The organism is Pseudomonas sp. ZL2, assembly GCF_054788455.1.
In genome coordinates, this window is sequence record NZ_JBGOGX010000002.1 from 388,727 (window position 1) to 413,091 (window position 24,365).

General features: G+C 60.8%; 41 protein-coding genes and 1 tRNA gene. 24 read left to right on the forward strand and 18 right to left on the reverse strand.

The genetic code is table 11. From position 1 onward, the window contains the following. Positions 1-19 precede the first annotated feature (19 nt). The 4 genes from pheT (at position 20) to ABM562_RS03115 (ending at position 3,221) form a co-directional block, all read left to right on the forward strand. A complete protein-coding gene (gene pheT, locus ABM562_RS03100; protein ID WP_460420759.1) occupies positions 20-2,395 on the forward strand; it encodes a phenylalanine--tRNA ligase subunit beta in 2,376 nt (791 codons plus the stop codon). A gap of 3 nt (positions 2,396-2,398) precedes the next feature. Then, on the forward strand, positions 2,399-2,701 hold the full coding sequence (gene ihfA / locus ABM562_RS03105) for an integration host factor subunit alpha (RefSeq protein ID WP_002553164.1): 303 nt from the start codon (positions 2,399-2,401) through the stop codon (positions 2,699-2,701). Beyond that, positions 2,682-3,038, forward strand: a complete 357-nt coding sequence (locus tag ABM562_RS03110; RefSeq protein WP_010222411.1) for a MerR family transcriptional regulator — start codon at positions 2,682-2,684, stop codon at positions 3,036-3,038. The genes ihfA and ABM562_RS03110 overlap by 20 nt, the downstream gene beginning before the upstream one ends. A gap of 106 nt (positions 3,039-3,144) precedes the next feature. Continuing rightward, a tRNA-Pro gene (locus ABM562_RS03115) sits at positions 3,145-3,221 on the forward strand. A 90-nt stretch (positions 3,222-3,311) separates the two neighbouring features. Here ABM562_RS03115 and ABM562_RS03120 read toward each other — a convergent pair. The 8 genes from ABM562_RS03120 to ABM562_RS03155 all read right to left on the reverse strand — a co-directional run bounded on the left by ABM562_RS03120 (position 3,312) and on the right by ABM562_RS03155 (position 7,456). Beyond that, on the reverse strand, positions 3,312-4,418 hold the full coding sequence (locus tag ABM562_RS03120) for a phage integrase Arm DNA-binding domain-containing protein (protein WP_460420761.1): 1,107 nt from the start codon (positions 4,416-4,418) through the stop codon (positions 3,312-3,314). After that, positions 4,418-4,630 carry a hypothetical protein gene (locus ABM562_RS03125; protein WP_460420763.1) on the reverse strand — a complete coding sequence of 71 codons (213 nt, stop codon included), beginning with the start codon at positions 4,628-4,630 and terminating at the stop codon, positions 4,418-4,420. Before ABM562_RS03125 ends, ABM562_RS03120 begins: the two co-directional genes overlap by 1 nt. Before the next feature lie 42 nt (positions 4,631-4,672). Then, the gene (locus ABM562_RS03130; protein ID WP_460420765.1) at positions 4,673-5,107 is read right to left on the reverse strand and encodes a hypothetical protein; all 435 of its coding nucleotides are present in this window, start codon (positions 5,105-5,107) and stop codon (positions 4,673-4,675) included. Positions 5,108-5,159: 52 nt separating this feature from the next. Next, positions 5,160-5,348: a hypothetical protein gene (locus tag ABM562_RS03135; RefSeq protein WP_460420767.1), complete on the reverse strand. Its 189-nt coding sequence runs from the start codon at positions 5,346-5,348 to the stop codon at positions 5,160-5,162. 373 nt (positions 5,349-5,721) lie between these two features. Next, positions 5,722-5,970, reverse strand: a complete 249-nt coding sequence (locus ABM562_RS03140) for a hypothetical protein (RefSeq protein WP_460420769.1) — start codon at positions 5,968-5,970, stop codon at positions 5,722-5,724. Next, entirely contained in the window at positions 5,967-6,251 is a 285-nt protein-coding gene (locus ABM562_RS03145) for a hypothetical protein (RefSeq protein WP_460420771.1), read from the reverse strand. The genes ABM562_RS03140 and ABM562_RS03145 overlap by 4 nt, the downstream gene beginning before the upstream one ends. Beyond that, on the reverse strand, positions 6,248-6,565 hold the full coding sequence (locus ABM562_RS03150; protein ID WP_460420773.1) for a hypothetical protein: 318 nt from the start codon (positions 6,563-6,565) through the stop codon (positions 6,248-6,250). Before ABM562_RS03150 ends, ABM562_RS03145 begins: the two co-directional genes overlap by 4 nt. An 84-nt stretch (positions 6,566-6,649) precedes the next feature. Further along, positions 6,650-7,456 carry a hypothetical protein gene (locus ABM562_RS03155; protein WP_460420774.1) on the reverse strand — a complete coding sequence of 269 codons (807 nt, stop codon included), beginning with the start codon at positions 7,454-7,456 and terminating at the stop codon, positions 6,650-6,652. Between the two features lie 81 nt (positions 7,457-7,537). Here ABM562_RS03155 and ABM562_RS03160 point away from each other — a divergent pair, with 81 nt between their 5' ends. After that, entirely contained in the window at positions 7,538-7,705 is a 168-nt protein-coding gene (locus tag ABM562_RS03160) for a hypothetical protein (RefSeq protein ID WP_460420776.1), read from the forward strand. Positions 7,706-7,707: 2 nt separating this feature from the next. Here ABM562_RS03160 and ABM562_RS03165 read toward each other — a convergent pair whose 3' ends face one another. Continuing rightward, entirely contained in the window at positions 7,708-8,097 is a 390-nt protein-coding gene (locus ABM562_RS03165) for a hypothetical protein (RefSeq protein WP_460420778.1), read from the reverse strand. Between the two features lie 13 nt (positions 8,098-8,110). Beyond that, the gene (locus tag ABM562_RS03170; protein WP_460420780.1) at positions 8,111-8,890 is read right to left on the reverse strand and encodes a DUF2786 domain-containing protein; all 780 of its coding nucleotides are present in this window, start codon (positions 8,888-8,890) and stop codon (positions 8,111-8,113) included. A 146-nt stretch (positions 8,891-9,036) separates the two neighbouring features. Here ABM562_RS03170 and ABM562_RS03175 point away from each other — a divergent pair, with 146 nt between their 5' ends. Then, complete coding sequence (locus ABM562_RS03175; protein ID WP_460420782.1) at positions 9,037-9,642, forward strand: hypothetical protein; 606 nt, start codon at positions 9,037-9,039, stop codon at positions 9,640-9,642. A gap of 48 nt (positions 9,643-9,690) precedes the next feature. On the opposite strand, the gene ABM562_RS03180 is transcribed toward ABM562_RS03175, so the two are convergent. The 5 genes from ABM562_RS03180 to ABM562_RS03200 form a co-directional block, all read right to left on the reverse strand. Then, positions 9,691-10,083, reverse strand: coding sequence for a hypothetical protein (locus ABM562_RS03180; protein ID WP_460420784.1), 393 nt, complete (start codon positions 10,081-10,083; stop codon positions 9,691-9,693). Positions 10,084-10,161: 78 nt separating this feature from the next. Next, positions 10,162-10,686, reverse strand: coding sequence for a hypothetical protein (locus ABM562_RS03185; protein WP_460420786.1), 525 nt, complete (start codon positions 10,684-10,686; stop codon positions 10,162-10,164). Continuing rightward, positions 10,683-10,952 carry a hypothetical protein gene (locus tag ABM562_RS03190; protein WP_460420787.1) on the reverse strand — a complete coding sequence of 90 codons (270 nt, stop codon included), beginning with the start codon at positions 10,950-10,952 and terminating at the stop codon, positions 10,683-10,685. Before ABM562_RS03190 ends, ABM562_RS03185 begins: the two co-directional genes overlap by 4 nt. A 22-nt stretch (positions 10,953-10,974) precedes the next feature. Then, a complete protein-coding gene (locus ABM562_RS03195) occupies positions 10,975-11,358 on the reverse strand; it encodes a response regulator transcription factor (protein WP_115086267.1) in 384 nt (127 codons plus the stop codon). 178 nt (positions 11,359-11,536) lie between these two features. After that, positions 11,537-11,839: a hypothetical protein gene (locus tag ABM562_RS03200; RefSeq protein WP_115086269.1), complete on the reverse strand. Its 303-nt coding sequence runs from the start codon at positions 11,837-11,839 to the stop codon at positions 11,537-11,539. Between ABM562_RS03200 and ABM562_RS03205 the strand changes: the two genes are divergently transcribed. Further along, complete coding sequence (locus ABM562_RS03205) at positions 11,838-12,200, forward strand: hypothetical protein (RefSeq protein WP_460420788.1); 363 nt, start codon at positions 11,838-11,840, stop codon at positions 12,198-12,200. The two genes, ABM562_RS03200 and ABM562_RS03205, sit on opposite strands and share 2 nt — an antisense overlap. Here the strand turns inward: ABM562_RS03205 and ABM562_RS03210 are convergent. Further along, on the reverse strand, positions 12,197-12,448 hold the full coding sequence (locus ABM562_RS03210) for a DUF1654 domain-containing protein (RefSeq protein ID WP_460420790.1): 252 nt from the start codon (positions 12,446-12,448) through the stop codon (positions 12,197-12,199). The genes ABM562_RS03205 and ABM562_RS03210 overlap by 4 nt on opposite strands. Positions 12,449-12,574: 126 nt before the next feature. Beyond that, on the reverse strand, positions 12,575-13,231 hold the full coding sequence (locus tag ABM562_RS03215; protein ID WP_460420903.1) for a LexA family protein: 657 nt from the start codon (positions 13,229-13,231) through the stop codon (positions 12,575-12,577). A gap of 105 nt (positions 13,232-13,336) precedes the next feature. Here ABM562_RS03215 and ABM562_RS03220 point away from each other — a divergent pair, with 105 nt between their 5' ends. The 10 genes from ABM562_RS03220 to ABM562_RS03265 all read left to right on the forward strand — a co-directional run bounded on the left by ABM562_RS03220 (position 13,337) and on the right by ABM562_RS03265 (position 18,648). After that, complete coding sequence (locus ABM562_RS03220) at positions 13,337-13,570, forward strand: YdaS family helix-turn-helix protein (RefSeq protein ID WP_460420792.1); 234 nt, start codon at positions 13,337-13,339, stop codon at positions 13,568-13,570. A gap of 254 nt (positions 13,571-13,824) precedes the next feature. Then, a complete protein-coding gene (locus ABM562_RS03225) occupies positions 13,825-14,589 on the forward strand; it encodes a helix-turn-helix domain-containing protein (protein ID WP_460420905.1) in 765 nt (254 codons plus the stop codon). After that, entirely contained in the window at positions 14,586-15,254 is a 669-nt protein-coding gene (locus ABM562_RS03230; protein WP_460420794.1) for a replication protein P, read from the forward strand. Before ABM562_RS03225 ends, ABM562_RS03230 begins: the two co-directional genes overlap by 4 nt. Continuing rightward, the gene (locus tag ABM562_RS03235) at positions 15,251-15,454 is read left to right on the forward strand and encodes a hypothetical protein (protein ID WP_460420796.1); all 204 of its coding nucleotides are present in this window, start codon (positions 15,251-15,253) and stop codon (positions 15,452-15,454) included. Before ABM562_RS03230 ends, ABM562_RS03235 begins: the two co-directional genes overlap by 4 nt. After that, complete coding sequence (locus ABM562_RS03240) at positions 15,451-15,747, forward strand: DUF1364 domain-containing protein (protein WP_460420798.1); 297 nt, start codon at positions 15,451-15,453, stop codon at positions 15,745-15,747. Before ABM562_RS03235 ends, ABM562_RS03240 begins: the two co-directional genes overlap by 4 nt. Continuing rightward, positions 15,744-15,911, forward strand: a complete 168-nt coding sequence (locus ABM562_RS03245) for a hypothetical protein (RefSeq protein WP_460420800.1) — start codon at positions 15,744-15,746, stop codon at positions 15,909-15,911. Before ABM562_RS03240 ends, ABM562_RS03245 begins: the two co-directional genes overlap by 4 nt. Further along, a complete protein-coding gene (locus tag ABM562_RS03250; protein WP_460420802.1) occupies positions 15,908-16,339 on the forward strand; it encodes a VRR-NUC domain-containing protein in 432 nt (143 codons plus the stop codon). The genes ABM562_RS03245 and ABM562_RS03250 overlap by 4 nt, the downstream gene beginning before the upstream one ends. Next, positions 16,336-17,637 (forward strand): tyrosine-type recombinase/integrase, encoded by a 1,302-nt coding sequence (locus ABM562_RS03255; protein ID WP_460420803.1) that lies wholly within the window; start codon positions 16,336-16,338, stop codon positions 17,635-17,637. Before ABM562_RS03250 ends, ABM562_RS03255 begins: the two co-directional genes overlap by 4 nt. Continuing rightward, a complete protein-coding gene (locus ABM562_RS03260) occupies positions 17,634-17,951 on the forward strand; it encodes a hypothetical protein (RefSeq protein WP_038995158.1) in 318 nt (105 codons plus the stop codon). Before ABM562_RS03255 ends, ABM562_RS03260 begins: the two co-directional genes overlap by 4 nt. A gap of 10 nt (positions 17,952-17,961) precedes the next feature. After that, positions 17,962-18,648: a hypothetical protein gene (locus ABM562_RS03265; RefSeq protein WP_460420804.1), complete on the forward strand. Its 687-nt coding sequence runs from the start codon at positions 17,962-17,964 to the stop codon at positions 18,646-18,648. 125 nt (positions 18,649-18,773) lie between these two features. On the opposite strand, the gene ABM562_RS03270 is transcribed toward ABM562_RS03265, so the two are convergent. Next, positions 18,774-19,007 carry a hypothetical protein gene (locus ABM562_RS03270; protein ID WP_460420805.1) on the reverse strand — a complete coding sequence of 78 codons (234 nt, stop codon included), beginning with the start codon at positions 19,005-19,007 and terminating at the stop codon, positions 18,774-18,776. A gap of 108 nt (positions 19,008-19,115) precedes the next feature. Between ABM562_RS03270 and ABM562_RS03275 the strand changes: the two genes are divergently transcribed. The 7 genes from ABM562_RS03275 to ABM562_RS03305 all read left to right on the forward strand — a co-directional run bounded on the left by ABM562_RS03275 (position 19,116) and on the right by ABM562_RS03305 (position 24,362). Next, a complete protein-coding gene (locus tag ABM562_RS03275; protein WP_460420807.1) occupies positions 19,116-19,439 on the forward strand; it encodes a phage holin, lambda family in 324 nt (107 codons plus the stop codon). 197 nt (positions 19,440-19,636) lie between these two features. Beyond that, positions 19,637-19,963 (forward strand): HNH endonuclease, encoded by a 327-nt coding sequence (locus tag ABM562_RS03280; RefSeq protein ID WP_460420809.1) that lies wholly within the window; start codon positions 19,637-19,639, stop codon positions 19,961-19,963. A 139-nt stretch (positions 19,964-20,102) separates the two neighbouring features. Next, a complete protein-coding gene (locus ABM562_RS03285) occupies positions 20,103-20,561 on the forward strand; it encodes a phage terminase small subunit P27 family (RefSeq protein ID WP_038609018.1) in 459 nt (152 codons plus the stop codon). Continuing rightward, positions 20,515-22,314 (forward strand): terminase large subunit, encoded by a 1,800-nt coding sequence (locus ABM562_RS03290; RefSeq protein WP_460420811.1) that lies wholly within the window; start codon positions 20,515-20,517, stop codon positions 22,312-22,314. Before ABM562_RS03285 ends, ABM562_RS03290 begins: the two co-directional genes overlap by 47 nt. Next, a complete protein-coding gene (locus tag ABM562_RS03295) occupies positions 22,311-22,520 on the forward strand; it encodes a hypothetical protein (RefSeq protein WP_460420813.1) in 210 nt (69 codons plus the stop codon). Before ABM562_RS03290 ends, ABM562_RS03295 begins: the two co-directional genes overlap by 4 nt. Next, positions 22,520-23,731 (forward strand): phage portal protein, encoded by a 1,212-nt coding sequence (locus ABM562_RS03300; protein WP_460420815.1) that lies wholly within the window; start codon positions 22,520-22,522, stop codon positions 23,729-23,731. Before ABM562_RS03295 ends, ABM562_RS03300 begins: the two co-directional genes overlap by 1 nt. Beyond that, the gene (locus ABM562_RS03305) at positions 23,709-24,362 is read left to right on the forward strand and encodes an HK97 family phage prohead protease (protein WP_327440268.1); all 654 of its coding nucleotides are present in this window, start codon (positions 23,709-23,711) and stop codon (positions 24,360-24,362) included. Before ABM562_RS03300 ends, ABM562_RS03305 begins: the two co-directional genes overlap by 23 nt. The last annotated feature ends 3 nt before the right edge of the window (positions 24,363-24,365 follow it).

Below are 24,365 nucleotides of genomic sequence, written 5' to 3' on the forward strand. Positions count from 1 at the left end.
AATCTTTCAGGAGAGCAGGATGAAATTCAGTGAAAAGTGGCTGCGCGGTTGGGTCAACCCGCAGGTATCCCGTGACGATCTGGTCGCCCGTCTGTCGATGGCCGGCCTTGAGGTCGACAGCGTCACCCCGGCCGCCGGTCAGTTCAGCGGCATCATCGTCGGTGAGGTGCTGAGCACCGAACAGCACCCCGATGCCGACAAGCTGCGCGTGTGCCAGGTCAGCAACGGCAGCGAGACCTTCCAGGTAGTGTGCGGTGCGCCTAACGTGCGCCCTGGCCTGAAGATCCCGTTCGCCATGATCGGCGCCGAGCTACCGGGCGACTTCAAGATCAAGAAAGCCAAGCTGCGTGGCGTTGAATCCAACGGCATGCTCTGCTCGGCGGCCGAGCTGCAGATCAGCGAAGAAAACGACGGCCTGCTCGAGCTGGCTGCCGACGCTCCGGTTGGCGAAGACATTCGCGTGTACCTGGACCTGGACGACGCCAGCATCGAGATCGGCCTGACCCCGAACCGTGGCGACTGCCTGTCTGTGGCGGGCCTGGCCCGTGACGTGGGTGCCTTGTACGACGTAGCGGTTACCCGTCCGCAAGTGCCGGCCGTTGCTGCTGCCCACGACGAAGTGCGTCCGGTTGAAGTGCTGGCGCCCGCTGCCTGCCCGCGCTACCTGGGCCGCGTTATCCGTAACGTCGACTTGACCAAGCCGACCCCGCTGTGGATGGTCGAGCGCCTGCGTCGCTCCGACGTGCGCAGCATCGACGCTGCCGTCGACATCACCAACTACGTGATGCTCGAACTCGGCCAGCCGATGCACGCCTTCGATCTCGCCGAGATCAACGGCGGCATCCGCGTGCGCATGGCAGAAGAGGGCGAGAAGCTGGTACTGCTGGACGGCCAGGAAGTTACCCTGCGCCCCGACACCCTGGTGATCGCCGACCACAGCCGCGCCCTGGCCATTGCCGGCGTGATGGGTGGTGAGCACAGTGGCGTTGCCGCGGGCACCCGCGACATCTTCCTCGAGAGCGCCTTCTTCGAGCCGATCTCCGTTGCTGGCAAGGCCCGCTCCTACGGCCTGCACACCGATGCCTCGCACCGCTACGAGCGTGGCGTCGACTCGCAGCTGGCTCGCGAAGCCATCGAGCGCGCCACCGGCCTGCTGCTGGAGATCGTTGGCGGCGAAGCCGGTCCTGTGATCGACGTCACCAGCGAAGCGCACCTGCCGAAGGTTGCACCGGTCACCCTGCGCGCCGAGCGCCTGACCCAGATGCTGGGCATGGAAATGGCCAGTGCCGACGTCGAGCAGCTGCTCAACGGCCTGGGCCTGAAAACCACCGCCGGGGAAGGGCAGTGGCAGGTCGAAGTACCTAGCCATCGCTTCGACATCAGCCTGGAAGTCGACCTGATCGAAGAACTGGCGCGCCTGTACGGCTACAACCGCCTGCCGGTACGTTACCCGCAAGCGCGCCTGGCCCCGCAGGCCAAGGCTGAAGCCCGTGGCGAACTGCCAGCCCTGCGCCGCCTGCTGGTGGCCCGTGGTTACCAGGAAGCCATCACCTACAGCTTCATCGACCCGAAACTGTTCGAACTGTTCAGCCCGGGCGTCGAGCCGCTGCTGCTGGCCAACCCGATCTCCAGCGACATGGCGGCCATGCGTGCCTCCCTGTGGCCGGGCCTGGTCAAGTCGCTGCAGCACAACCTCAACCGCCAGCAAGACCGCGTGCGCATGTTCGAAAGCGGCCTGCGCTTCGTCGGCCAGCTGGGTGACCTCAAGCAGCAGCCGATGCTCGCTGGTGTGGTCTGCGGCAGCCGCCTGCCGGAAGGCTGGGCCAACGGCCGTGACAGCATCGACTTCTTCGATGTGAAGGCAGACGTTGAAGCGGTACTGGGCTTCTCCGGTTCGCTCGCCGAGTTCAGCTTTGTCCCGGGCAAACACCCGGCGCTGCACCCGGGCCAAACCGCACGCATCGAGCGTGACGGTCGCGAAGTCGGCTACCTGGGTGCCATCCACCCGGAGCTGGCCAAGACCCTGGGCCTGGATCGTCCGGTGTACGTCTTCGAGCTGGTCCTGGGCGAAGTGGCCGAAGGCCGCCTGCCGAAGTTCAGCGAGCTGTCGAAGTTCCCGGAAGTGCGTCGTGACCTGGCCTTGGTGGCAGGACGTGATGTTGCTTCGAGCTCGGTGCTTGAAGTAATTCGTGACAATGCAGGCGAATGGCTCACAGACCTCAGGCTGTTTGATGTTTATCAGGGTAAAGGCATTGATCCTGATAGAAAAAGCCTGGCCGTCGGCTTGACCTGGCAGCATCCATCGCGCACTCTTAATGATGAAGAGGTGAACACCGCGACGCAAAACATCCTCACCTCGCTCGAACAAAGGTTGAACACCACGTTAAGGAAATAGCGTATGGGTGCTCTGACGAAAGCTGAGATGGCCGAACGGCTGTACGAGGAGCTGGGCCTGAACAAGCGCGAGGCCAAGGAATTGGTCGAGCTGTTCTTTGAGGAAATCAGGCACGCTCTAGAAGACAACGAGCAGGTCAAATTGTCCGGATTCGGCAATTTCGACCTGCGCGACAAGCGCCAGCGGCCGGGCCGTAACCCCAAAACCGGGGAAGAAATCCCGATCACGGCACGTCGGGTTGTCACCTTTCGTCCAGGGCAGAAGTTGAAAGCCCGAGTTGAGGCCTATGCTGGAACCAAGTCATAACGACGAGCTTCCGCCGATTCCAGGCAAACGCTACTTCACCATTGGTGAAGTGAGTGAGCTTTGCGCGGTAAAACCGCACGTGCTCCGCTACTGGGAGCAGGAATTCCCGCAACTCAACCCGGTAAAGCGCCGCGGTAACCGGCGGTACTATCAGCGCCAGGACGTGCTGATGATCCGCCAGATCCGCGCGCTGCTGTACGACCAAGGCTTCACCATCGGCGGGGCGCGCCTGCGCCTCTCTGGCGATGAAGCCAAGGACGACACCACCCAGTACAAACAACTGATCCGGCAGATGATTGTCGAGTTGGAAGACGTGTTGGTGGTGCTGAAGAAGTAACCCTTATCGGGCCCGGAATTTTGGAAAAAATGCTTCCATAATTCAAAAGGTTAGGGTACATTCTTCAACGTTCTCAGCAACCAGGGGAACATGCTTCAAGCCCAGTCGGGGCGTAGCGCAGCCCGGTAGCGCACTTGCATGGGGTGCAAGGGGTCGAGTGTTCGAATCACTCCGTCCCGACCATTATTTACTGAGTAAAATCAGGCAGTTAAGCCGGTTATCTGAACCGGCTTTTTTGTGCCCGCGCAAAACATGCGCAAAACTCGCGCAAAACTACCCGGCGAAATCGCCGATATCCAGGTCAGCTTCGACCTCGGACCACACCACATCTTCGTGCCCTTTCTGGTAGTTCCTGGTCATGCCTTCGGTAGCATGTCCGGCGATCTTCTGCCCGTCTTTGCCTGCTCGTTTGTACAGGTGAAGGGATAGGGCGCGCACTTCATGAAACCCCGGCATCTCTTCCTCTTTGAGGTCGTTGTAGCAGCCGGCGGCATCCCTCGCATCCTTGAAGGCCCGGGTGAGAAACCTCTCGTCCACCTTCGTCCAGTGATCTTTTCCTTCGCGTTTCTTCTTTCTTTCCGGCCGGCGGTGCACCAGATACGGCGACAGGATGTCATCCCGGCACCTGGTCAGCACTTCGCCCAACTGGTCGGTGATCTTGATTTTCAGCCAACCTGCGTCAGATGCTTTCTCGGTCTTGCTCTGGACCACGTACAGGAACCCGTCTCGCGCATCTTCGAACTTCATGTTGAGGATGTCGCCGCGGCGCTGTGCGGTGATCAATGCCAGGTCGATCGCGTTCTGCAGCCAGCGCGGGGACTTCTCGCGGATGGCCTTGAGGCCTTCGACGGTGTGGCGCTTGCGCTGCTTCTTCTCGATCTTGGGGATGGTGCTGGCCGCCGGGTTGTCCGGGCACAGGCCCTTCGCCGCAGCGTGATTAAACACATCGATGAGGATTGCCCGGGCCTGGTTGCTGGCGCGGGCGGTCAGTGGCTCCAGGAACTCGGCGACCATGCGGATGGTGATTTGGTCCACCGGCCGCTCGCCGAGGGCGGCCCTGACTTGCTTGAACCTGACTGCGTACAGGTCGAGCGTTGCCTTTGCCAGTTCCCGCGGCGGCAGTACGTCCCGCTCGTAGGTATCCAGGAACTCGGCGATGGTGATCGTGGTTTCTCCCAGGACAGCGGCCACAAGGTCGCCGCCGCGCAGGAAGGTGGTATTCAGTTGTGAGGCAGCGTCAATAGCGTTGCCGCGGTCGCCGCCGAACTGGAACCACTTCCCGTCTGTTGGGCGCCGGTAGCGGTATGTGCCCCGGCGCGCGTCGAAGTAGAGGTTCTGGGGCAGGCCTTTGTTGGCCTTGTTCCTTGGTCGAGGAACCATTACGCAGCTCCTTTCAGCACCATGTCTACCAGTGCATTGCCGGTGGTCCGCTGGTAGGCGGCCCAGTCAACGTACCAGATATTGCCGATGCGCTCGCCGGGTAGCTTGCGGTCACGCAGGTAATTGCGAATGGCCTGGGAGCACAGCGGAGTGCCGTTCTCGCCCCATTTTCGGCGCTGGAATTCACTGATCTTGATCAGTTCTCTTTTCATGATTGTCTCCACGCCGCGCATGGCGGCAGAGGTGGTGAGGGGTTATTCGTCGTCATCTGGATCTAGGTCGTCATCGCCGTCGTGGCTGACGCTGATCGGGAGCTTGCCAAGGCGCTCTAGGGCAAGGACGAGACCGATGCGCAATCCCTTTGCCATGTCTTTTGTAAGAACAATCTCGACAGGATCATCAACGCCGAGCTGCAGGGTCACGCCTTCCTTGGCGTTATCGCTGACCAGTTGCAACTGGTCGGCTTGGCGCCTGTGCCATCCAAGCAATGCTTCGATCATCTCGCCGACCTCCTGCGGAGCGCCGACCGACCCCTCAAGCGCGGCAGTAATCAGTTTTTCCAGCTCTGTTTTTTCGCCTTTGGCCAGCTCGAGCTGGTTTTCGGCGGCGAACGGCCCGCTAACCATTGACCAGCTGCTTGCGAACACCTGGGCTTGCTCCATGATTGCCGCTACGGTTTTTTCGGACATACGAATTCCTTGCCCGCCTACCGGCAGGCTTGAGTTGTTGTAGGGGGAGGGGTTACGGGTAGCCGCGGGCGATGCGGTCGGCGATGCCATCCAGCCGTTCGGCCATATGCCACATGTCGTTGTTGTCGCGGCGGCTGACGACCAGGGACCGGGTGACGTTCCGGTCCATCAAGATGTTGATCGCCAGGCGGATCAGCGCAGCCTCAAGCTTGCGCCGGAGATAGCCCGTGCGCGGGATCATGGCCTCGGCCCCATCCAGATCAGGCAGGCCATGTACATTAAGGGCAGGGTCTTAGAAGGTGTCCTCCAGATTCCAGCAGGCCGTCGCGGTCTTCCCGCAAGCGATCGCGCTCGGCCTTGAGCTGGTCGGCCAGATGCCAGGGCGTCCAGTAACCGTCCTCCATCGGTACCGCCAGTGGGCTGCTCGGTCCATTCCAGCGAAGACCGTAGCGCGGCAGGCCTTCGCCTTCCGGTGGGCGCGGTGGGGGGCACAGGCTGAAGGCCCTGCAGTCGTTCGATTTCCGCGAGCAGGGCCAGGACCGCATCAGGCGGCAAGCTCATGTCTGTGAACCCCGTCGCATCCTCAGCCAGAGCCTTCAGCTTCTCTTTGTCGATCACAGCTCATACCTCTCTTCATTCCAGTGCACTGGCGCCTTTGCAGGGGTAGGGGTGTCTTGTTCGTGCGGGGAGAGCTGGCGCTCGTTGCCGGCCTGCAGCTGGCTGTCGGGGATGCAGCTGATGCCGACCCCGTTCAGCAGGTAGCAGGTGACGCCGCGCTGGCTGTCGTGCTGCACGTCGATGACGTTCTCGGTTGCGCTGGCGCCGGTGGCCAGCAGCAGGAGGCAGAGGGCGAGGCGGGTCATGGCTGCACCTCGTTGTAACGCTCATAGCCTTCGCCCCACTCGAAGCAGTAGGTGGCCGGCCAGGCTCCGCGGGTGCCTTCAGGCACGAAGTTGTACAAGCGGTCATACGTGCCATGGCCTGGAGTGGTTTTCACCCAAACGTGAACCGGTCCGCCAAGAGACCAGTTCGGGCGCTGCTCGACTGCAGCCTTCATGAACTCTCCAAGGTCGTGGTGACCGCGGCTCATGACGATGTAGGTGTCTTCGCCTACGGACTCGATTTTCAAGGGGTACGGTTTCATGGCGTCACCACGCGGCGCGCCCACTGCACATGCGGGCCGTCCTCCGTGTCGAAGATGCCCATCAGGAACCACTCAGGGCCAGGTGCCTCTGGCTCCCAACCGTTGCAGTGGGCTTCGCCATCCCAGTAGGGGTGGAAGTCCAGCTCTGCTTCCATGTCCCAGGTCTTCAGCTCCAGGCCTTGCTCGGCGATCCAGGCTTTGTATGGCGCCGGGTCTTCCGTCCCGTCAAAGTCGGGGATGCCTGGGTGGTGCCACCATCCGTTCTCGTCGCGCTCAACTGCCACACGTTGAATCAGCTTCATTTCTTCAGGCATGACTTCGTCCTTGCCGCCATATCGCGGCTGTTCAATAGAGGGGAGAGGGGTTAAAACGGAGTGGAGTACAAATGTACTCCTTGGTCATTCGCCCTGATTGGCGAGCATGTTCAGGCGCTGGAATGAGGTGCCAGGGATGCCCTGGTCGCGCTCTACCGGCGCGCTCGGCTCAGCACTGCCGGTCGTCAAAGCATCGATGTATTCAACTACATCCACATTGTCCTCAAACACAGTCCGCACCGCGTTGATGGTGGCCCGGAGATTGGCGCACTGGTTCTCCCGCTCGGCCAGCTTCGCGCGCAACTCCTGAGCCTCCGGATCACGCGCAGCGAACGCCTTGGCACCCTGGTCGGCCATGTCACCGGCGCTGAAGCCGTCGGAGGTTGGTGCAGGCTCTGCGCCGGCTGATGTCCTGAACAAATACGTTAGCAAGTCACTCAAGCGCTGTCGCTGCATGCCAAGGTTTGCATCTCTGACCTTCTCTGCCAGTGTTAGCGCCTCGCCCAACTGAGCGCGCAGGGTGTCGGCCTCTTCTCGCCAGCCTTCGGCCTCAGCAATTGCGGCCTTGTGGTTGGACTTCCAGCGCTCAACCTCGCCAGCATCGGCGTGGGTGTGCAGGGGTTCGATTTCATAATCAGCGGCGCCCATGTACCAGCTACCCGGCGGCTCTTGGGTTACTGACCACTTGCCACCTCCATGCTCTCGGTAACGCCACGCCACCAGCTCGCCCTGGTGCTGGGCGGCTGGCTGGGAAAGCAGATCCTGCAAAAGCAGTACGTGTTTGTCGCATGTGAAGCGCACCAGGTTTGCATCACGTAGGCATTTCTCCAGCGTACTCATCGGCACGCTGACCATCTGTTCGGTGTTGCTGGATCGGTTTTCTGTGGGCATGGGGATACCTCGCCGGAGTGGCGTTTTGATATGAAGTGAGGTAATGATTAGCGCTCAATCAACCTGAAAAGGAACGCGGGAATGAAGGTAGTAATCGAGAAGCACGATGGCACCAAGTACACCTATGACGACATCGTCAACGTAGCGAGCAAGGATCAGTACACGCTTGTTCTGTTTCGTGAAACTGGGATTGCTGCCATTGAAAACAAGGGCGACATCAAGAATCTGCACACGGTAGAGCCCGAGTAACATCAAGCCGCATGCGTCGATGGGAGTGGTTGGTACTCAGTCCAGCCCACCTTCGGCGCTTTGGTCTTCTTGTTGATCACCGGCCTCCCTTCGGCGTCGGTGATCTCGCACTTGGCCCTGATGCGTAGATCGCGGCACTTGCCTGTCTTCCTCGCAAGCTCCATGAACTGCTGGGCGTACTGCGGTGCGTCGAACATCTGGCTCAACTGCTTCACCTTTTCGCCGGCCATGATCTTGGCCGCCTGCTGCTCGACGGCCAGATTCCACTCCGCCAAGGTCAGCTCCAGGGGGGGGCAGCCAGCTTTCCCGCTCGGCCTGGTCGTCTTGGTGGTCTTCCTGGCCTCAGCCAGCGCTACGTCGGCGGTCATGCCGAAGACTGCGAATGTGCTCATGGTGTTCTCCGTATCAGGCCGCACCGATCTGTAGAGTCTCCTGGCCTCCAGTGGCCAGCCCCGGATTGAGCTCCACACGCTGACCGGCGAGCAGCCCGGCAATCTGGGCATCCAGGTCCAGCTCGATCTCGCGGGCCTTCCTGGCCTTGCCAATCTCTCTCCCTGACAGGTACTGCTCGATCAGGGCTTTGTCTTGCGCTTCGACCGCCACCAGTTCGCGACCATTGGAGTGCTGGCCGATGGCGAGATCTTCTTCACCCCGGGGCACCAGTTCGTGAATTTTGTCGTGCACTGCCGACACCCAGGCCAGCGCAAAATGATCTCCAGCAGTTTCAGGTGAATAGGAACTGCGTTGCTTGCCAGCTCGCACTTGCGACACATACTCACGCCGGGCCTGGGTTAGCTTGGTCAGCAGTGCTTCGTAGGCATACATCGCGATCTGCGGCGCCGGGCTAACTCCAACGAACAATTCGCGGTCCATAACGCGGCTTGTCGACTTGCACCAACTGCGCCTGGAGAGCGACCGAACTCCGAATGCCTCTCCAACGATTGAGCCCAGATGCAGGTCCCACGTTGGCCTGCGCCTGGCCCTGGCTTTCTCCGACTCGACTTCGCCCACATCACTCAGGTGCACGTCCAGCTCGGTCAGGCGGTATTCGCGCATAAGTGCCTGGGCTTGACGCATGGCCGTGGCCGCCTCGTTCTCGTTCGAGCTCTTGGAGAGCGCCATGCAGCGTTTGATCTTGCGTATCACGCGCTCGAGCTTGCTTTCGTCGTGCTGTTTGTTGGTCATGTCGATGTCCTTGCGTGCAGGCGCCGCCCTCGCCGGGGTGGCGTGATTCGTTGAAGCGGGGAAGGCCTATGTACTGCCGAAGGAGTAGTGGCAATATAATATTGCAATGAGTACCATCGACAAAAAACTGATCGGGATGGTGCTTAATGGAAACCTTCAGTCTGAATGTTGCGGATATTCGTTACGACGGAAAAGGAATATCGGTAGAGAAGACTTCGACACTATCTGTAGGCACAAAAGATGCGCCCCTGACCGTATTCGTAGAGTCTGACACTGACTGGGCTGCAGCTATTCCTAGTGCAGCCGGGGTAGTGGTTGCTCTATTGGTTGCTTGGCTCACGGTTCGGGTTCAGAAAAATCAGATTTTGGCTAACTTGAGCAACTTTCGTCATCAGTGGATGGTTGAGCTTAGGGGGTGCGCCTCTGAGTATCTGCAGGCGATTGTTACCATGGCCGTTAAGACCGCTAAAGCCCCTGGGTTTTGCGGTAGCGCAGAAGTTTTCGAAATCTATCGGCAGATCGCTGTGCTCACCGTAAGGTTTGAGATGTTGCTAAGTCGTGATGATGTTAGTACCGCAGAGATATTAAAGCTTGATAATAAGATGGTAAAAGACTTATTGAATATGAAGGAGGGCGATAGTGCCCAGCCTGTTTTAGATATGGTTAATGAATTTAAAAGATTATTGCGGATTGAGCTTGAAGAGGCATGGATTGATATTCAATGTGATGTGGGAAAACGAGCTCGAAAATAGTGAGTTGGTGCCGGCATCATCCTCTCCGGATATGTTCGTGTTATTTGCTCAGCGCAGTATGTCGAGCCGCCGCTGCTCGCTGTGCTGTAATGGGTTAGGCGGTTCGATTTCGTAGCCGGGGTCGCGCCTAATTTCGACCAGACTGGCCTCCTCAAACTGGCGTGCAAGCTTTGTTGATATCTCAAAAGCTGGCGCGTCAGGTTGTTGCAGTCGGCGCGCCTGCTCATCCGGGGAGGCAGCCAGGAAGGACCGGTGTAGGTTTTGCAGCAGCTCCTGCAGCTGGGTGTAGCCGTGGGCCTTCATCGCTCCGGACATTCCCTCTCGGGTTCCGGCAGCCATCTCCACCTGTATCCGCTCGATGCCAAAGCGTTCTGCTTCGGCCTTCTTCCTGTCGCGGTAGTCCGCCGAGTGTTTGGCTGCCCCTGTCTTCTTCTCGGCCATTGCCGCTACCTCTCAAGCCGCTGGGCGGCAGGTTGATCCATTGCTGGCGCCGGCCGTGCCGGGCGCGGTTCATGCGTTTCACTTCAATCTGCCTCTGGCCGGAAAGTCGATGCCATGGGCCTTCATCAGCCGGACCAGGTAGCCATAGCTGATGCCGAGCTGCTGCGCGGCTTTGTTCCGGGTGATGCCGGTACCGGCCAGGGCCTTGATCTGCTTGCAGTGCTCGGCTCGCTGGTCTTCGCGCTTCTTCTTCGCCGCTGTCCGGGCTCTACGCTCGGTGCTGCTGACCAAGAAGGTGATCAGGTGAGCCTTCGACAGCTGGAGGAGCCGGGCGCGCTCGATACCGCTGGCCTCGACGGCCTCGGTGAACGTGTGGGTCTTGGCCAGGTCGCGCACCAGGTTGATCTCGGCGCGGCTGCCGGGCTTCGGCGGGCCGTTATCCTCGGCCACAGCGTCAGCGGCAATCGGCCGGGTAGGGCGCGGCTCAAACGAAGGGCCGGGCAACTCCTTTGGCTTGCCGCCGCTGGCAAAGAACTGGTCAATGCTGGCGCTGAGCTGATCCAGCACCTGCTGGTGCTCATTGTGGATAGGGCCGCCGATCATTGCCGCCCTACCAGCTTGCGCGTCGCAGCTGCCTCCAGAGCATCAACAAACCGCAGGGCCGCCTTGTAGGTGAAGCAGAAACACCGCGTCTTGCCGGTCTCCACGTCGACGATGTGCCACGCCTTGCCCTTGGCTACGGCCTTGTACCGCGGCTCAGTCGCTGGAGCGGTAAGGCCGATCTTGGCGTAGAAGTCAGCGGTGGCCAGTATGGTTCGTTCGCGCAGGGCGGCCAGGCCGTCCACGCGCTGCTGCATGGCTGGGTGCATGGTGAGCTCCTCGGGGTGGGTGTCAGGCGTGCAGGTCGAAGGATTCGGCCTTGCGGATGATTCGGACCTGGGCAATGCGGCGTTCAGGCACGCGGCGGTCGCGGCGCATCGGGTCGGTGTCGCCCGTGACTGCGTGCATGGCCATCAAGCCGACCAGCAGGATGCACATCGGGCTGATGATCTGGCGCTTCATGGCTTCGGCGACCAGGGCCGCACGCCGGTGAACGCCGAGCTTGTACATCGCGTTCTCGATTCGGTTGGCCACGGTGCCCGGGGTGATCTGCATCAGGCGGGCAATCTCTTTGGCTGTCATGCCCTGAGCTACCGCAAGCAGTGCTTCAAGTTCACGCGGGGCCAGGCCGCGCCCGAGGAAGCCCTTCCATGAGCCGCTGGTGATCGTTTCCATGATGAGTAACCTCGGGTGTTGGCTGCATTGGTGGAGCAACTGGCGTCATAGCGCGACCCGCTTCGGCATGCGCATGAGCGGCGGGGTTGTCCTCGGCCAGTTGATCCACCGATGCAGCCTGGTGATGGGGAGCCAGGTGATCGGGCAGTTACCGTCAGGCTGACGTGGCGCTGGTTGTTCAGTCGAAGTCTTCCGGCAGCTCAACGCTTTCGTAACCCTGCTCGGTCACTTCAGCGGCCGCCTCATCGATCGCCAGGTGAAGCAGGGTGGCGCCTTGCTCGTTCTCGCGACCCAGCTCGCAGATCAGGTCCTTCAGGAACTGCTCCTTGTCCGTGATCTTGCAAGGATCTCCGGCGTTGTTCGTCGGCCAGGTGTCGGTGAACGGAATGATGTTGAGCAGGTACTCGACACCTGCACGAATGACCAGTTGCTCACCCTCGATAGAGGCTGTCAGGTGTTGTTGCGATGGCTCTACGTTCATGGCGACCTCGATCGCGCTGTTGATTTCCCGTCTGGCCCTGTCGCCAAGGCCAGCCAGTGAAATCTGCCGCGACCCGCTACTGGCGACGGTCTTTGGCAATCTTCGAATTGTTCTCTCCGACCGCGACCCTGGTCCGCCGGATAACTGTTCTTGGCGCTTTACGCTGCACGCCTGGGTCAGTTGCCAACCCTCTGGACTGTTGAGGCCTGTCCATCGCTGCCTTCGTTGCTGGCCGGTGGTGATCCGGCACCTGTATAACGTGAGTTATGGCTCGAATAATAACTTGAGTTTTCATTGTGTCAATAACCTAGGTTATTTTTTCGCACAAAAGAAAGCCCGCTCGGCGGCGGGCTTTGGTTAGCAGTCGATGTATTCACGCCAGCCTATCCGGTAGCCGCCACTTTCGAGGCGGTCGATCCGTATACCGTCGGTGTTGCCCAGCTCATCCAGTAGCCGCTCCCAGTCTTCCTTCAGCTCACCAGGTGCAGGCGTCAACGTGACGGATTGGAGCTTTTGCACATGCGGGGAGACAACCAATCGCCGGACACGGCGGCCGAGGAGTTCGTAGGAAGAGGGGGAGATCGGTGTATCTGGAATGCCTTGGTCCATGTAGGTACCTCCTTGCATGCTGTATGGATGTACAGTATTTGAGGTGCGCACCTTTGGCAAGATCGACCAGACCAGGTGAAACGAAAAAGCCCGGCACAGGGCCGGGCTCTTGGGTGATTGGAGCGATTACAGCTTGCCCATTACTCGAACGGCTACGCCGATAATCCGGCACTCTTCTCCGCACTCAACCATCTTGTATTCCGGGTTAAGCGGTTTGAGGTAGCGCCTGCCGCCATCATCGACAAGCTTCTTGAACGTGGCCTCGCCGCTGTTTGCCAGCTTGGCGATCACGAGCTTGCCAGACGTCACCTCAGCCTCGGTATCAACGAGGATCATCATCCCCTCCGGAATGCTGGTACCTGTTGGCGAGGTCATCGAGTCGCCGCGCACCTCCAACCAGAACGCCACACCCTTCGAGTTGTAATCGGAAATTTCGTAGCGATCGGAAAACCCAGGCGGGAAGGGCTCGACAGCTTCAGCCCAGGCGCCCGCAGCCACCCAGCTGATGACCGGGTATCTGTAGGACATGTTCGGTTGAGCCGTAGGGACCACATTTGATGGTTCTGCAGTGGTTGGCTTTCCCGAGTCCAGCCATTCAGCCGAGACATTCAGTGCGCGAGCGATCTCCACCAATTTCTTGGAGGTTGCGTTTCGGCCGCTCTCCAGGTGCTGGATCGTCACCTGGCTTACACCGGCTTTCTCGGCCAGTTGCTGCTGACTCAGGCCAAGCGCTACACGGCGCGCGTAGATACGGTCTTTCAGTGTTCCGCTGTCTTCATTCATGCCGCTAAGGGTAAAACACGCGTTATTACCCTTCAAATAACATGTGTTTGCCTCTTTAATAACTTGAGTTATCATCGTGATCACGATCCATTGAGGCACACACACATGCCAGCGAAAGAGAGACCTGTAGAGACGGTGGTCCGTTTGGCCGGAGGCCAGGCAGAGCTTGCCCGTCGCTGCAATACGAGCCAGCCCCGTATCTGGCAGTGCGTACACCGCAATCAGCGCGTCCCGGCGGATCTCGTTATCCCGTTCGAGAAGGCAGTAAACGGTCAAGTAACGCGCCATCAGCTGCGGCCAGATCTTTATCCGGAAGAAGAAATCACCGCCTCCCGGTGACATCAATTATCCCGCTCCTGGCCTTGCGCCAGTAGATGACCGAAACACCTGCGAATCCATCCAGTACTGGAATTGCAGACGAAAAAAAACCGCCTGGCAGGGCGGCTTCTTCAAAACAACGTGAGGTCGATTATGCACACTGCAGTCGATGCAAGCAACACCAAGCCCGGCGCGTCAGTTTTCGGCAGCACGCCAAATCTGTCGCGTCAGTTTGGGCCGGGGAAGAGCGGGGGTAGGGCGTGAGCGTTCAAGCCATGACCTGGGCGCTCGCCATTCCAAAGGCTGCCCTGGATAACCCCGCCGCGCGCCATGTTCTTCTGTGCCTGGCCAACTACGCCGGCAGCGACGGGCGCGGTGCATTCCCGTCTGCCGGGACCCTCTCCGAAGACACCGGCCTGTCCGAGCGCACCGTGCGCCTGAAACTGGATGAGCTGGAGAAAGGCGGGTGGATCACTGAAGGCAACCAAGCAATCGCCGCTGCCTACATCGATCGCCGCGACCGGCGCCCAGTGGTCTATGACCTTCAGCTAAAGCGGGGTGCATCTGCTGCACCTCGTAAAGAACGGGGTGCAGATAACCGCACGGGGTGCAGCTCACAGCAGAACGGGGTGCAGGAAAACGCAGAACGGGGTGCAGCAGCTGCACCCAATCCGTCAGTGAACCATCAAGGAACCGAAGAGCAGCAGCCGCGCGATTTGGCCGACGTGATCGAGGAGCAGGATCGCCAGGCCACGGAATCGCAGGACGACCGGCAGCGCTTCGCCATGTTCGCCGAGTGGAACCCACCGGCTGACCTGGTGACCGCTCAGCTGAAATTGGCCGGCCTGACCCTGGAGGCGCTGACCGAGGAAACGCTCCAGAGCTTCCTGGGTTACTACGTTGCCAAGCCGCGGGTGTTTGACAGCAACGGCGGCTGGTGCTTCAGGCTGGCCAAGTGGGTCAAGACCGAGAAGGCAAAAGGCGCAGCGGAGCAGGAAGAAACCGGGGCCGACTGGACCAAGAATGGAGTTCGAGTATGACCGCAACCAACGTTCGCCAGCTGCTGGCCAATCGCCGGACTGACCCGACTTACCAGCCGCCGGTGGAGCCCGGGGCGATGCCGATTGACCCAGCAACCCAGCAGGTGATTGAGGATCTGTTCTTGCGACTGCGCGGCGCCTGCGGGGCTTGGCGTCAGTCCTGGCCAACCGAAGCGGTCATGAATGCGGCCAAGCTGGAATGGCTCGGTGAGTTCATGCGCTCAGGCATCACCCGCTTGGAGCAGATCGACCACGGCATGCGAGTGCTGAGCGCGAGCAAGTCCACGTTTGTTCCGGCGCCTGGCGTGTTCGTGAGCTGGTGCTTTGCCCCGGAAGGCCTGGGCCTGCCCAGCACCGACAAGGCCTACGCCCAGGGGCTTCGCAACTGCCACCCGGCCATGCGCGCGGCGGCGAAGTGGATGCACCCGGCGGTCTACCACGCCACGGCAGCCGTCGGCTTCCACAGCCTGCCGCTGATGTCGCGTGAACTTGGCCTGACCTGCTTCGAGAAACACTACCTCGCGCAGTGCCGGAAGATCTGGCAGGGCGAACGCCTGGGCCCGGTGCCGGTTGCCGAGCTCGCTGCCCCGGCCGCCCCGCGCTCACTGGATGTTGGTCGTGCCGCGCTGGACGCGCTGCGCTCCGCCCGGGGTGCCCGGCCATGATCGATCCGATGCTGCTTCCTCCTGACCTCACTGAGTACCGCTGGGCACTGTACTGCCGCAGCCACTTACTCGGCCTCTCTGACAAGCCTGAATCGCCTGTTGCCATTTACCGAGACGAGCAGGTCGCCCGAGCTCACGGCGGCAAGCTGTGGCCATCCACCTGGCTCGTTGTTGATCTCCACAAGGACGAACGCTTATGAAGCAATCCAAGTTGACCAAAGCTGCGCGCGGCCGGGAATGCCAGGTGCGCATTCCGGGCGTCTGCAACGGCGACCCCGGCACCACGGTGCTGGCCCATTACCGCATGGCCGGCACCTGTGGCGTCGGCATGAAGCCGAACGACCTGCAGGGCGCCCATGCCTGCAGCGCCTGCCACGACGCGTGCGACGGTCGCAGCAACATCGTTGGCCGCGAGACAGCGCGCCAGTATCACTCCGAGGGCGTCATGCGCACCCAGGCCCTGCTGATCCGCGAGGGGGTGATCGCCGCATGAGCATTGAAAACGGCATCTGGCTGATCGTGCTTGGTCTGCTGCTGATCGGCGTGGTGGTTGCGCATGCGCTCGAGCAGCGCCGACGCCGCCACTACGAAGATTTCCGCCGACAGCACCGGGATCGAAAGGCTGAAGTTGAGCGGCAGGCGAGGAAGGCACTATGAAGACCGCTAAGCCAGCCCTGTTCGGCATGAAGAAGGCCCGGGCCAAGCCGGTAGACCGCGAAGGGCTTGAGCAGGCTTCGCTGATGCGCGAACTGGCGCTGCGTTACCCGGCCGCCGCCAAGCTGATCTACCACGTCCCGAACGGCGGTCACCGGCACAAGCTGGTGGCGATCAAGCTGAAAGAGCAGGGCGTGAAGGCCGGCGTTCCCGACCTGGTGCTGCCGATGGCGCGTGGCGGCCACTTCGGCCTGTACATCGAGTTCAAGGCCAAACCGCCATTCGACGCCGCCGTGTCGCCGAGCCAGGACGCCTACATCCAGGCGCTGCTCGACCAGGGCTATCTGGCGATCGTCTGCCGGGGCTCCATCGATGCGATTGAAGCGATCCGCGCCTACCTGCTGCAGCCGCAGACGAGGGCGGTGGCATGAGCAAGACCCGCGCCGTGAAGTTCACCGACGCCGAGATCCGCCGGCAGGCCGCCGACCCTGCCGTGCACGACCTGCGCGACCCGCGTCACCCCGGCCTGTACCTGCGTTTCGGCCAGGACCGGCAGCGCGGGTCGTGGTACCTGGTGAAGGGCAAGGCCTGGAACCAGATTGCCCGTTATCCAGAGCTGGGCGCCGCCGCGGTGCTGGCCGAGCTGCCTGCGCTGCGTCAGCGCCTGCTGCGTGACCCGGACGCCGCTGTTGCCCTGGGCGGCTTGTCCACTGTGGGCCAACTGCTCGACTGGTACAGCGATCGCATGAGCCGCGACCGCTCGCTGTCGGCCAAGCGCAAGACCGGCGCCAAGTCGGCCATCGCCTGCCACCTGAAGCCACGGCTGGCCGATCTACCGATTCGGGCCGTGTCCGCACCTGAGCTGGACAAGCTGCTGATGTGGCCCGCGCAGGAAGTACTTTCGCTGTCCTACGTGCGCCAACTGTTCGGCCTGCTGGTGGTCGCGTTCCGTCAGGCCCATAAGCTGGGGCTGATCGATACCAACCCGATGGCCGCGCTGAAGTTCGTCGACTTCACCAAGGCCCGGATCATGCCCAAGCCTGCCCGGCTGCGTGGCGTACACCTGGTCGAGCTGGTGCCCATGCTGGCCGGCCTGTTCGACACTGAGCCCAGCGAGGCCATGCTCGCGCTGATGATGCTGTGCCACGGCACCCGAGTGGGTGAGACCCGCCTGGCGCGCTGGTCCGATATTTCGATGGCCGACAACGAGTGGTTCATTCCGGCCGAGCACACCAAGACCCGAACCGAGCACCGGCTGCCGCTTACGAACCAGACCAAGGCCATGCTGAGCCGATACCGCGCTGCCCAGACCGCCCAAGGCTATGAGGGCATCTACCTGTTCCCGTCGCGGCGTGGCCGGGCCCTGAGCGAGGGTCAGGCCAGTGCCGTGTTCACCCGCCTGGGCCAGGGCGAGTGGACCAGCCATGACCTGCGCAAGGTCGCCCGCACTGCCTGGACTGACCTGGGTATCGACGGCCATATCGGCGAGATGCTGCTGAACCACTCGCTGGGCAAGATCGCCTCGACCTACATCAACACCCAGGCCCGGGAGCAGCGTCTGGCCGCACTAGAGAAGTGGCACGCCTGGTTAGATGAACGCGGATTCAACGCGGTTCACAACCTGACAGGCGCCCAATATGAAGATTCGCAAAACCCTGTGCAGCCCTTGAACGACGCGGCCTGCAAGGCAATTCCGAAAATTGTTAATAGCGAGGTTTCAAAAGCATGATCAAGAGCCACGGACCGGCCTTTCGCAAGCAGGCGGTGGAGCTGGCCCAGTGCCCGGCCTGCCGTGGCAAAGCGGTGATCAAGGGCGTGTTCCATGACTTGGCCTGCGTGCAATGCAACGCCTCAGGCTGGGTGACCGCCGCGACGGGGGAAGCGCTGCCGGTGGAAGAGCTGGTCACGCAACTGAGCCTGCGCCTGCAGGCTGCGCAACGACAGATCAACGAATTGAAACACCCTCGGGCCACTGGGCCGGAGGCGATTTACCAGGACAACAACCGCCGCGGTGCCGGTGGTTCGCACAGAACATTGGATTGAGGGGAAGGACATGGTCTACGGAAGTGTATCGGGAGCTGTGGTTGCGGCATTGGCTGCGGGGGAAAAGGGGGCTGCAAAAGGGCAGGCCTGGCAGAAGCTGTACAAGGCAGCCGAAGAGGAGGGTGGGTGCCTGGCCTCGTTGGGCGGTCAGTCGCACGGGCTGGACCGCACCCAGGTGGATTACTGGCTGTCAGCGCGCCTGCATCACCTGCTGATCCCACGGCATTGGAATGCGCTGAATGCAAAGTACGGCACCAGCAAGTCCAAAAAGCTGCAGGCTATTTCGGCTGTCGTCCCATTGATTGCCAGCCCAGCGCCGCAGCTGTTCGTCTATAAGGCGGTGACGGCATGGGCTATCCCCAAGCTCAAGGGCGCCCGCCGCAAAGGCCCGCGCGCTGTATCGGTGGACATTCCGCTGGATGCGCCCGAGTGGCGGCGTGACTGCCTGGTTAATGCCGCCTTAGCGGCCGGGCAGGCCGAGCGAGCAAAGGCTGAAGCGCTGGCTGAGGACTTGATCATCCTGCCGGACAGCTTCTACGACATGAACACGTGGGACGTGGATGCAGCGCCAGAGTCGACGCGTTACCGCTGGCGAGACGGTATCAAGGAAAAGCTCAACGGCATGATCACTGATGCTCTGGGCGAAGTGCGCGCGATCCTTGAGGTCGAAGGGCTGCTGATGAAAGACGCTGCGTGATTACCTGTTGACATCAGTGAGAGAGTGAGAGAAATTATCTCCATCCTGTCATTCCTGCGCGTATTGAGGAGTGACTAAAAGAAGCCCGACCATTGAGTCGGGCTTTTTGTTTCTGGGTTACAAAATCAGATGCGGACCGCAATCTCTCCGGTTGCAACGATTTCATATTCAGTGCTGCTCTTTCGGTTTGCTCTTCCGCCTCCCACCACCTTGAACTCCTTTATTCCGTCGGCCCAGCCGTTATCAGCAGGGTTCAAGAACTCTTGGTAGATCTGGTGCGTGAATTCCTCAATGCCATAGGTCTTTCCCGATTCGGTCTTGACCTTGAAAGCATCTGTCTGCTGTTGCCGCTGTTTCATTGCATCTTCCTTGTAGGTTGGGAATCACGCGATGACCATAGCACATAGCCACTGCCCGCCCTGCGCGGGCTTTTTTATTCTTCACTCCCCGTAACGGGAGGAATCGAGATGGCCCATATGCCAGAGAAAGACCCCGGCCTCTGGGCCGCCTTGATTGCCTGGGTGATCGCCCACCAGCCGCAGCTTTATGCGGCTGGCCTGTCCGTTGGTATCGCCGCGCTGCGCGTTGTGTACGGTGGCGGCACCCGCCGGCAGATGTTCTTGGAGGGCGCCTTGTGTGGCCTCATCACCCTGGCCCTAGTGCCGCTGCTCGAATGGATGGGCCTGCCACAGGGCATGGCCACCTTCGCCGGTGGCGCTGTCGGCTTCATGGGTGTGGAGAAGCTGCGCGGCTACTCCGATCGGTTCATGACCAGGAAGGTTGAAGGGTGACATATGAAGGCTGAGCTGACCGACCAAGAAGCCAGGGTCGCCCGAATGCTGGGCGATGCCTGGAACGAGTACCTGAGACTGCCCAGGGAGCACTCGATGGAGCAGGCCGAGTTCTGCGCTGCCATCCATCGCTGCCAGGACATGGTACTCGCTCGCTGTGGGCGCCGTGCACTCGCTATCGGAAGGCGGGTTGACTGATGGCTACCGGCTCCTCCTGGCATCACCTGTACAAGACCAAGGACTGGTATCGACTCCGATGGAATCAGCTGCAAGCCGAGCCGTTGTGCCGCCGTTGCGCCTCTCATGGGCGGACAGTGGCCGCCGGGGTCGTTGACCACGTCAAGGCGCACCGCGGCGATGTGACGCTCTTCTTCGATGCATCCAACCTCCAGAGCCTGTGCAAGCGCTGCCACGACAGCGCCAAGCAGAGAGAGGAGAAGTCCGGGGTTGTGGTCGGGTGCGACGTGAATGGGCTGCCCATCGATCCGAACCATCACTGGAACCGAAAGAAGTCGCCGAGCTGAGAATGATTCTCGCAAATCGGCCCGCGATCCGGTGTGGCACGCCACAGCCCCTAGGGGAGGGGTCAAAAGTTCGGGAATCCGCCAGATAGGACCGCCCTCGACCCTCTTTACGCAAAAAGCCAGAATTGGAGAGTTTTTTTTGAAGGGACGAACCCCCGCCCCGACGACCCAGAAAAAGGTCACCGGCACGCTGCGTGCCAGTCGGGAAAACAAGCGGGAGCCTCAGCTTGCGGTCGCGTCATATCAGCCAGCACCTCGAACCATGACGGCGGAAGGGCAGGCGGTATGGAAAGTGTTCTGCCCACTCGCCGCATCCATGGGTGTGCTTACTGAAGCCGATCTTCAAACCCTGGAGCGGCTGTGCGAAGTAGCCGCCGAGGTCCGCCGCTTGACCAAAGTTATTTCCGAAGAGGGCCATACCTATTCGACCGAGGCTGGGCTGATCAAAGCGCACCCGGCCGTTGCGATGGCGGCTGACGCCGACCGCCGGTTGCTCTCTTACCTTACCCATTTCGGCATGACACCCGCCGCCCGATCCAAGGTCCAGGCCATTGGCGAACCTCCAAGCAAAGACCCGGAAGACGAGTTCTTCAGTTGAGGTCAAGAAGGTTTCCTATGCGGTCGACCCGGTAACGGCCTGGGCCCAAGAGGTTTGCTCCGGCAAGGTTCTGGCGGGTCCTGATATTCGCAATGCTTGTGGTCGTCACTTGCGCGATCTGGAGGATGGGCCGAAGCGGGGATTGACCTGGGATCTGGAAAAGGCAAACCGGGCGATCCGATACTTCAAGACGGTGCTGAAGCTCAACGGCGGCGAGCACGAAGGCAGCCCTTTCGTACTGTTGCCTTGGCAGGCATTTATCGTGGGGTCGATCTTCGGTTGGATGGCGCCGGACGGCTACCGCCGTTTTCGTACGGTCTACATCGAGTCAGGGAAGGGCTCAGGCAAGTCGCCGCTGGCTGCTGGCATCGGCCTGTACTGCCTGACTTCCGACGGCGAACCAAGGGCCGAGGTCTACGCGGCGGCAACGAAGCGTGACCAGGCGATGATCCTGTTCCGTGACGCGGTGGCCATGGTTGATCAGTCGCCGGCGTTGAAGAAGAAGATCAAGAAGTCAGGTCGTGATGAGAAGGTCTGGAACCTGGCCTACCTCGCGACCGGATCTTTCTTTCGACCGATCAGCTCCGACGATGGCCAGTCCGGCCCGCGTCCGCACTGCGCCCTGATCGACGAGGTGCACGAGCACAAGAACAACAAAACCGTCGAGTTCATGCGCGCCGGCACGAAAGGCCGACGGCAAGCGCTGATCCTGATGATCACCAACAGCGGGCACGATCGGACATCGGTTTGCTACAGCTATCACCAGCTTGGCGTGAATGTCTGCGCGTCTGGCGCCAAGGGCGTGACGAAGCGTCACCGCCACTTCAACGATGGGTTCTTTGCCTTTATCTGCTCCCTGGACAAAGGGGATGACCCGTTCAAGGACGAGAAGTGCTGGGGCAAGGCCAATCCGTCGCTGGGCCACACGTTCCAGCCAAAGTACTTGCGCGAGCAGGTCACCGATGCCAAGGGCATGCCGGCGAAGGCGAGCACAGTTCGACGACTGAACTTCTGCCAATGGGTGGACGCCGCGAACCCGTGGGTAGAGATCGATACCTGGCTGTCGTGTTGTGCCAAGTTTGACCCAGAGAAGTTGGCGGGCGAGGTCTGCTACGGCGGTCTCGACCTTTCCGGTAAGCGAGATCTAACCGCGCTGAACCTGTACTTCCCTGGGTCGGGCAAGTCCATCGCCGAGTTCTGGACACCGAAGGACACGCTGCTCGATCGCGCCGCGATCGATGGTGTGCCGTACGAAGTATGGCTCGATGATGGGCACATTCATGCGCCGCCCGGGAAGGCGATCAACTACGCCTTCGTCGCCAAGCGCCTCGGCGAGCTGGCCGCCAAGTATGAAATCAAGGCCTTGGCCTTTGACCCGTACCACATGGCTTATCTTGAAGCGGAGCTGGAGGCGCAAGGCATTGAGCTGAACCTGGTGCCCCATGGCCAGGGCTTCCGGCCCGCTCGAGAGTCAAACCTCTGGATGACCCATTCCATCGATCTGGTGGAGGACTTGATCCTCACCGGGCAGATCCAGGTGCTGGAGAACCCTTGCCTGACTTGGAACGTAGCCTCTGCGGTGATGGAGGCTGACGCTCAGGAAAACCGGATTTTCTCCAAGCGCAAAAAGACGGGTCGCATCGATGGCGCCGTCGCCATGGCAATGGCCGTTGGAGCGGCCAACCAGGCCGAGACCAAGCCCGAAAAGAGCCTTTCGGACCACATAACCAAACACGGAATCAGAACCCTATGACCCCTGAAAACGAGGCGCCTCGTCATGACGAGGTGTCGGCCCTCTCGCGCCTGCGCGAAAGCCTGCCGGATGTGGTCGGCCTGGCCGGCTTCGGGATGCTCGCGCGCGGTCTGTGGGTAGGCTTCGGTGAAGCCGTGTCGCTTTCTGTATGCGGGGTGATCCTGATGGGGCTCGCCGCTTACGCGATCATTCGAGGGGGCAGCTGATGCTTCGAGCACTCCTTGGGAGAAAGAGCAACCCACTGATTATCGACACGCCAGAAAAGCTGGCGCAGGCCCTCGGCACTGGCTACGAAACATCGTCCGGCCAGCGAGTTACTACCAACAGTGCTCTGCAGCAACTGGTGGTGTTCAACTGCGTTCGCGTGCTGGCCGAGTCGATTGGCATGTTGCCGTGCCGACTGATGAAGCAGACCGATAAGGTGCGCTTGCCGGCGACCAGCCATCGCCTCTACCCGCTGCTGACCATGGCGCCGAACGGCTACATGACCGCCCAGGAGTTCTGGGAAATGTTGGTTGCTTGCCTCTGTTTGCGTGGCAACTTCTACGCCTACAAGGTCGAGGCTCTCGGCAATGTCGTTGAGCTTCTGCCGCTCAACCCAGACATCGTTCAGCCGAAGCTCAACGACGACTGGTCGGTTGAATACAAGGTCAATTTCAAGACCGGGCCGAAGACGCTCACGCAGAAAGAGATCTGGCACGTCCGGCTATTCACGCTGGACGGCTTGAACGGCCTGAACCCTATCGCCTACGCGCGGCAAACTCTTGGCCTTGGCCAGGCAATGGATGCGCACGCCGGTAAGCTTTTTACGAACGGCGCGGTGACCAGCGGGGTTCTGCGCACCGAGCAGGAGTTGAGCGACGAAGCGTTCAGCCGTCTCAAGACCGAGTTCCAGGGCGAGCACATGGGCGTGGCGAACGCCTATAAGCCGATGATCTTGGAGATGGGGCTGGACTGGAAGCCGATCAGCCTGAATGCCCAGGACGCCCAGTTCATTGAATCCAAGCGCATGACCGAAGCGCAGCTCTGCGGCCTCTTTCGTGTGCCGCCGCACCTGGTGGCGAATATGGACAAGATGACGCTCAACAACGTTGAGCAGATGGGCATGAACTTCGTGAACTACTCACTGGTGCCGATCATCACGCGAATTGAGCACCGCATTCAGGTTGGCCTGCTCAATGAGAAGGACCGACTGACCCATTACGCCAAGTTCAACGCGGGCGCCCTGATGCGCGGCGACCTCAAGGGCCGCTATGACTCCTACGGCAAGGGCATTCAGTGGGGGATCTTGAGTCCGAACGACTGCCGAGAGCTGGAGGACGAGAACCCTCGCGCAGGCGGCGACATCTACCTGACCCCAATGAACATGACCACTAAACCAGAGGCTGCCGACGATGCAGACAAAACAGCGCCTTGACCGGCCGCTGACCATCAAGTCGGTCAGCGAGACGGGCGAGTTCGAGGGTTACGGCTCGGTCTTTGGCGTCGAGGACAGCTACGGCGATGTGGTTGTCCGCGGCGCTTTCGAGGCGAGCCTGGCCAGATGGAAAGAGAAGGGCCGCCTGCCAGCGATGCTCTGGCAGCACAACATGAGCGAGCCGATCGGCATCTACACCGAGATGCGCGAAGACGATGTGGGGTTGTTCTTCAAGGGGCGCCTGCTCATCGAGGACGATCCGCTGGCCAAGCGTGCTCATGCGCACATGAAGGCCGGCAGCCTGACCGGCACGTCCATCGGCTACATGCTTGATGACTACGAGTACGACAAGGAAAAGGGCGTCTGGATCCTGAAGCAGATCGACCTCTGGGAGCTCTCCCTGGTCACCTTCCCGGCCAACGACGAAGCCCGAATCACCGACGTGAAATCTCTGCTGGCGCGCGGCGAAACCCCGCCGCCCAGCAAAGTGGAGCGAGCCCTGCGAGAGGTAGGGTTCTCTGGCTCCCAGGCCAAGGCCTTTATGGCCAAGGGCTACGGCGCAGTTACACCGCGAGAGGCGGGTGCCGGCAAGTCACTGGAACACCTGAAATCCCTTTTGGACAAAATGTAAGGA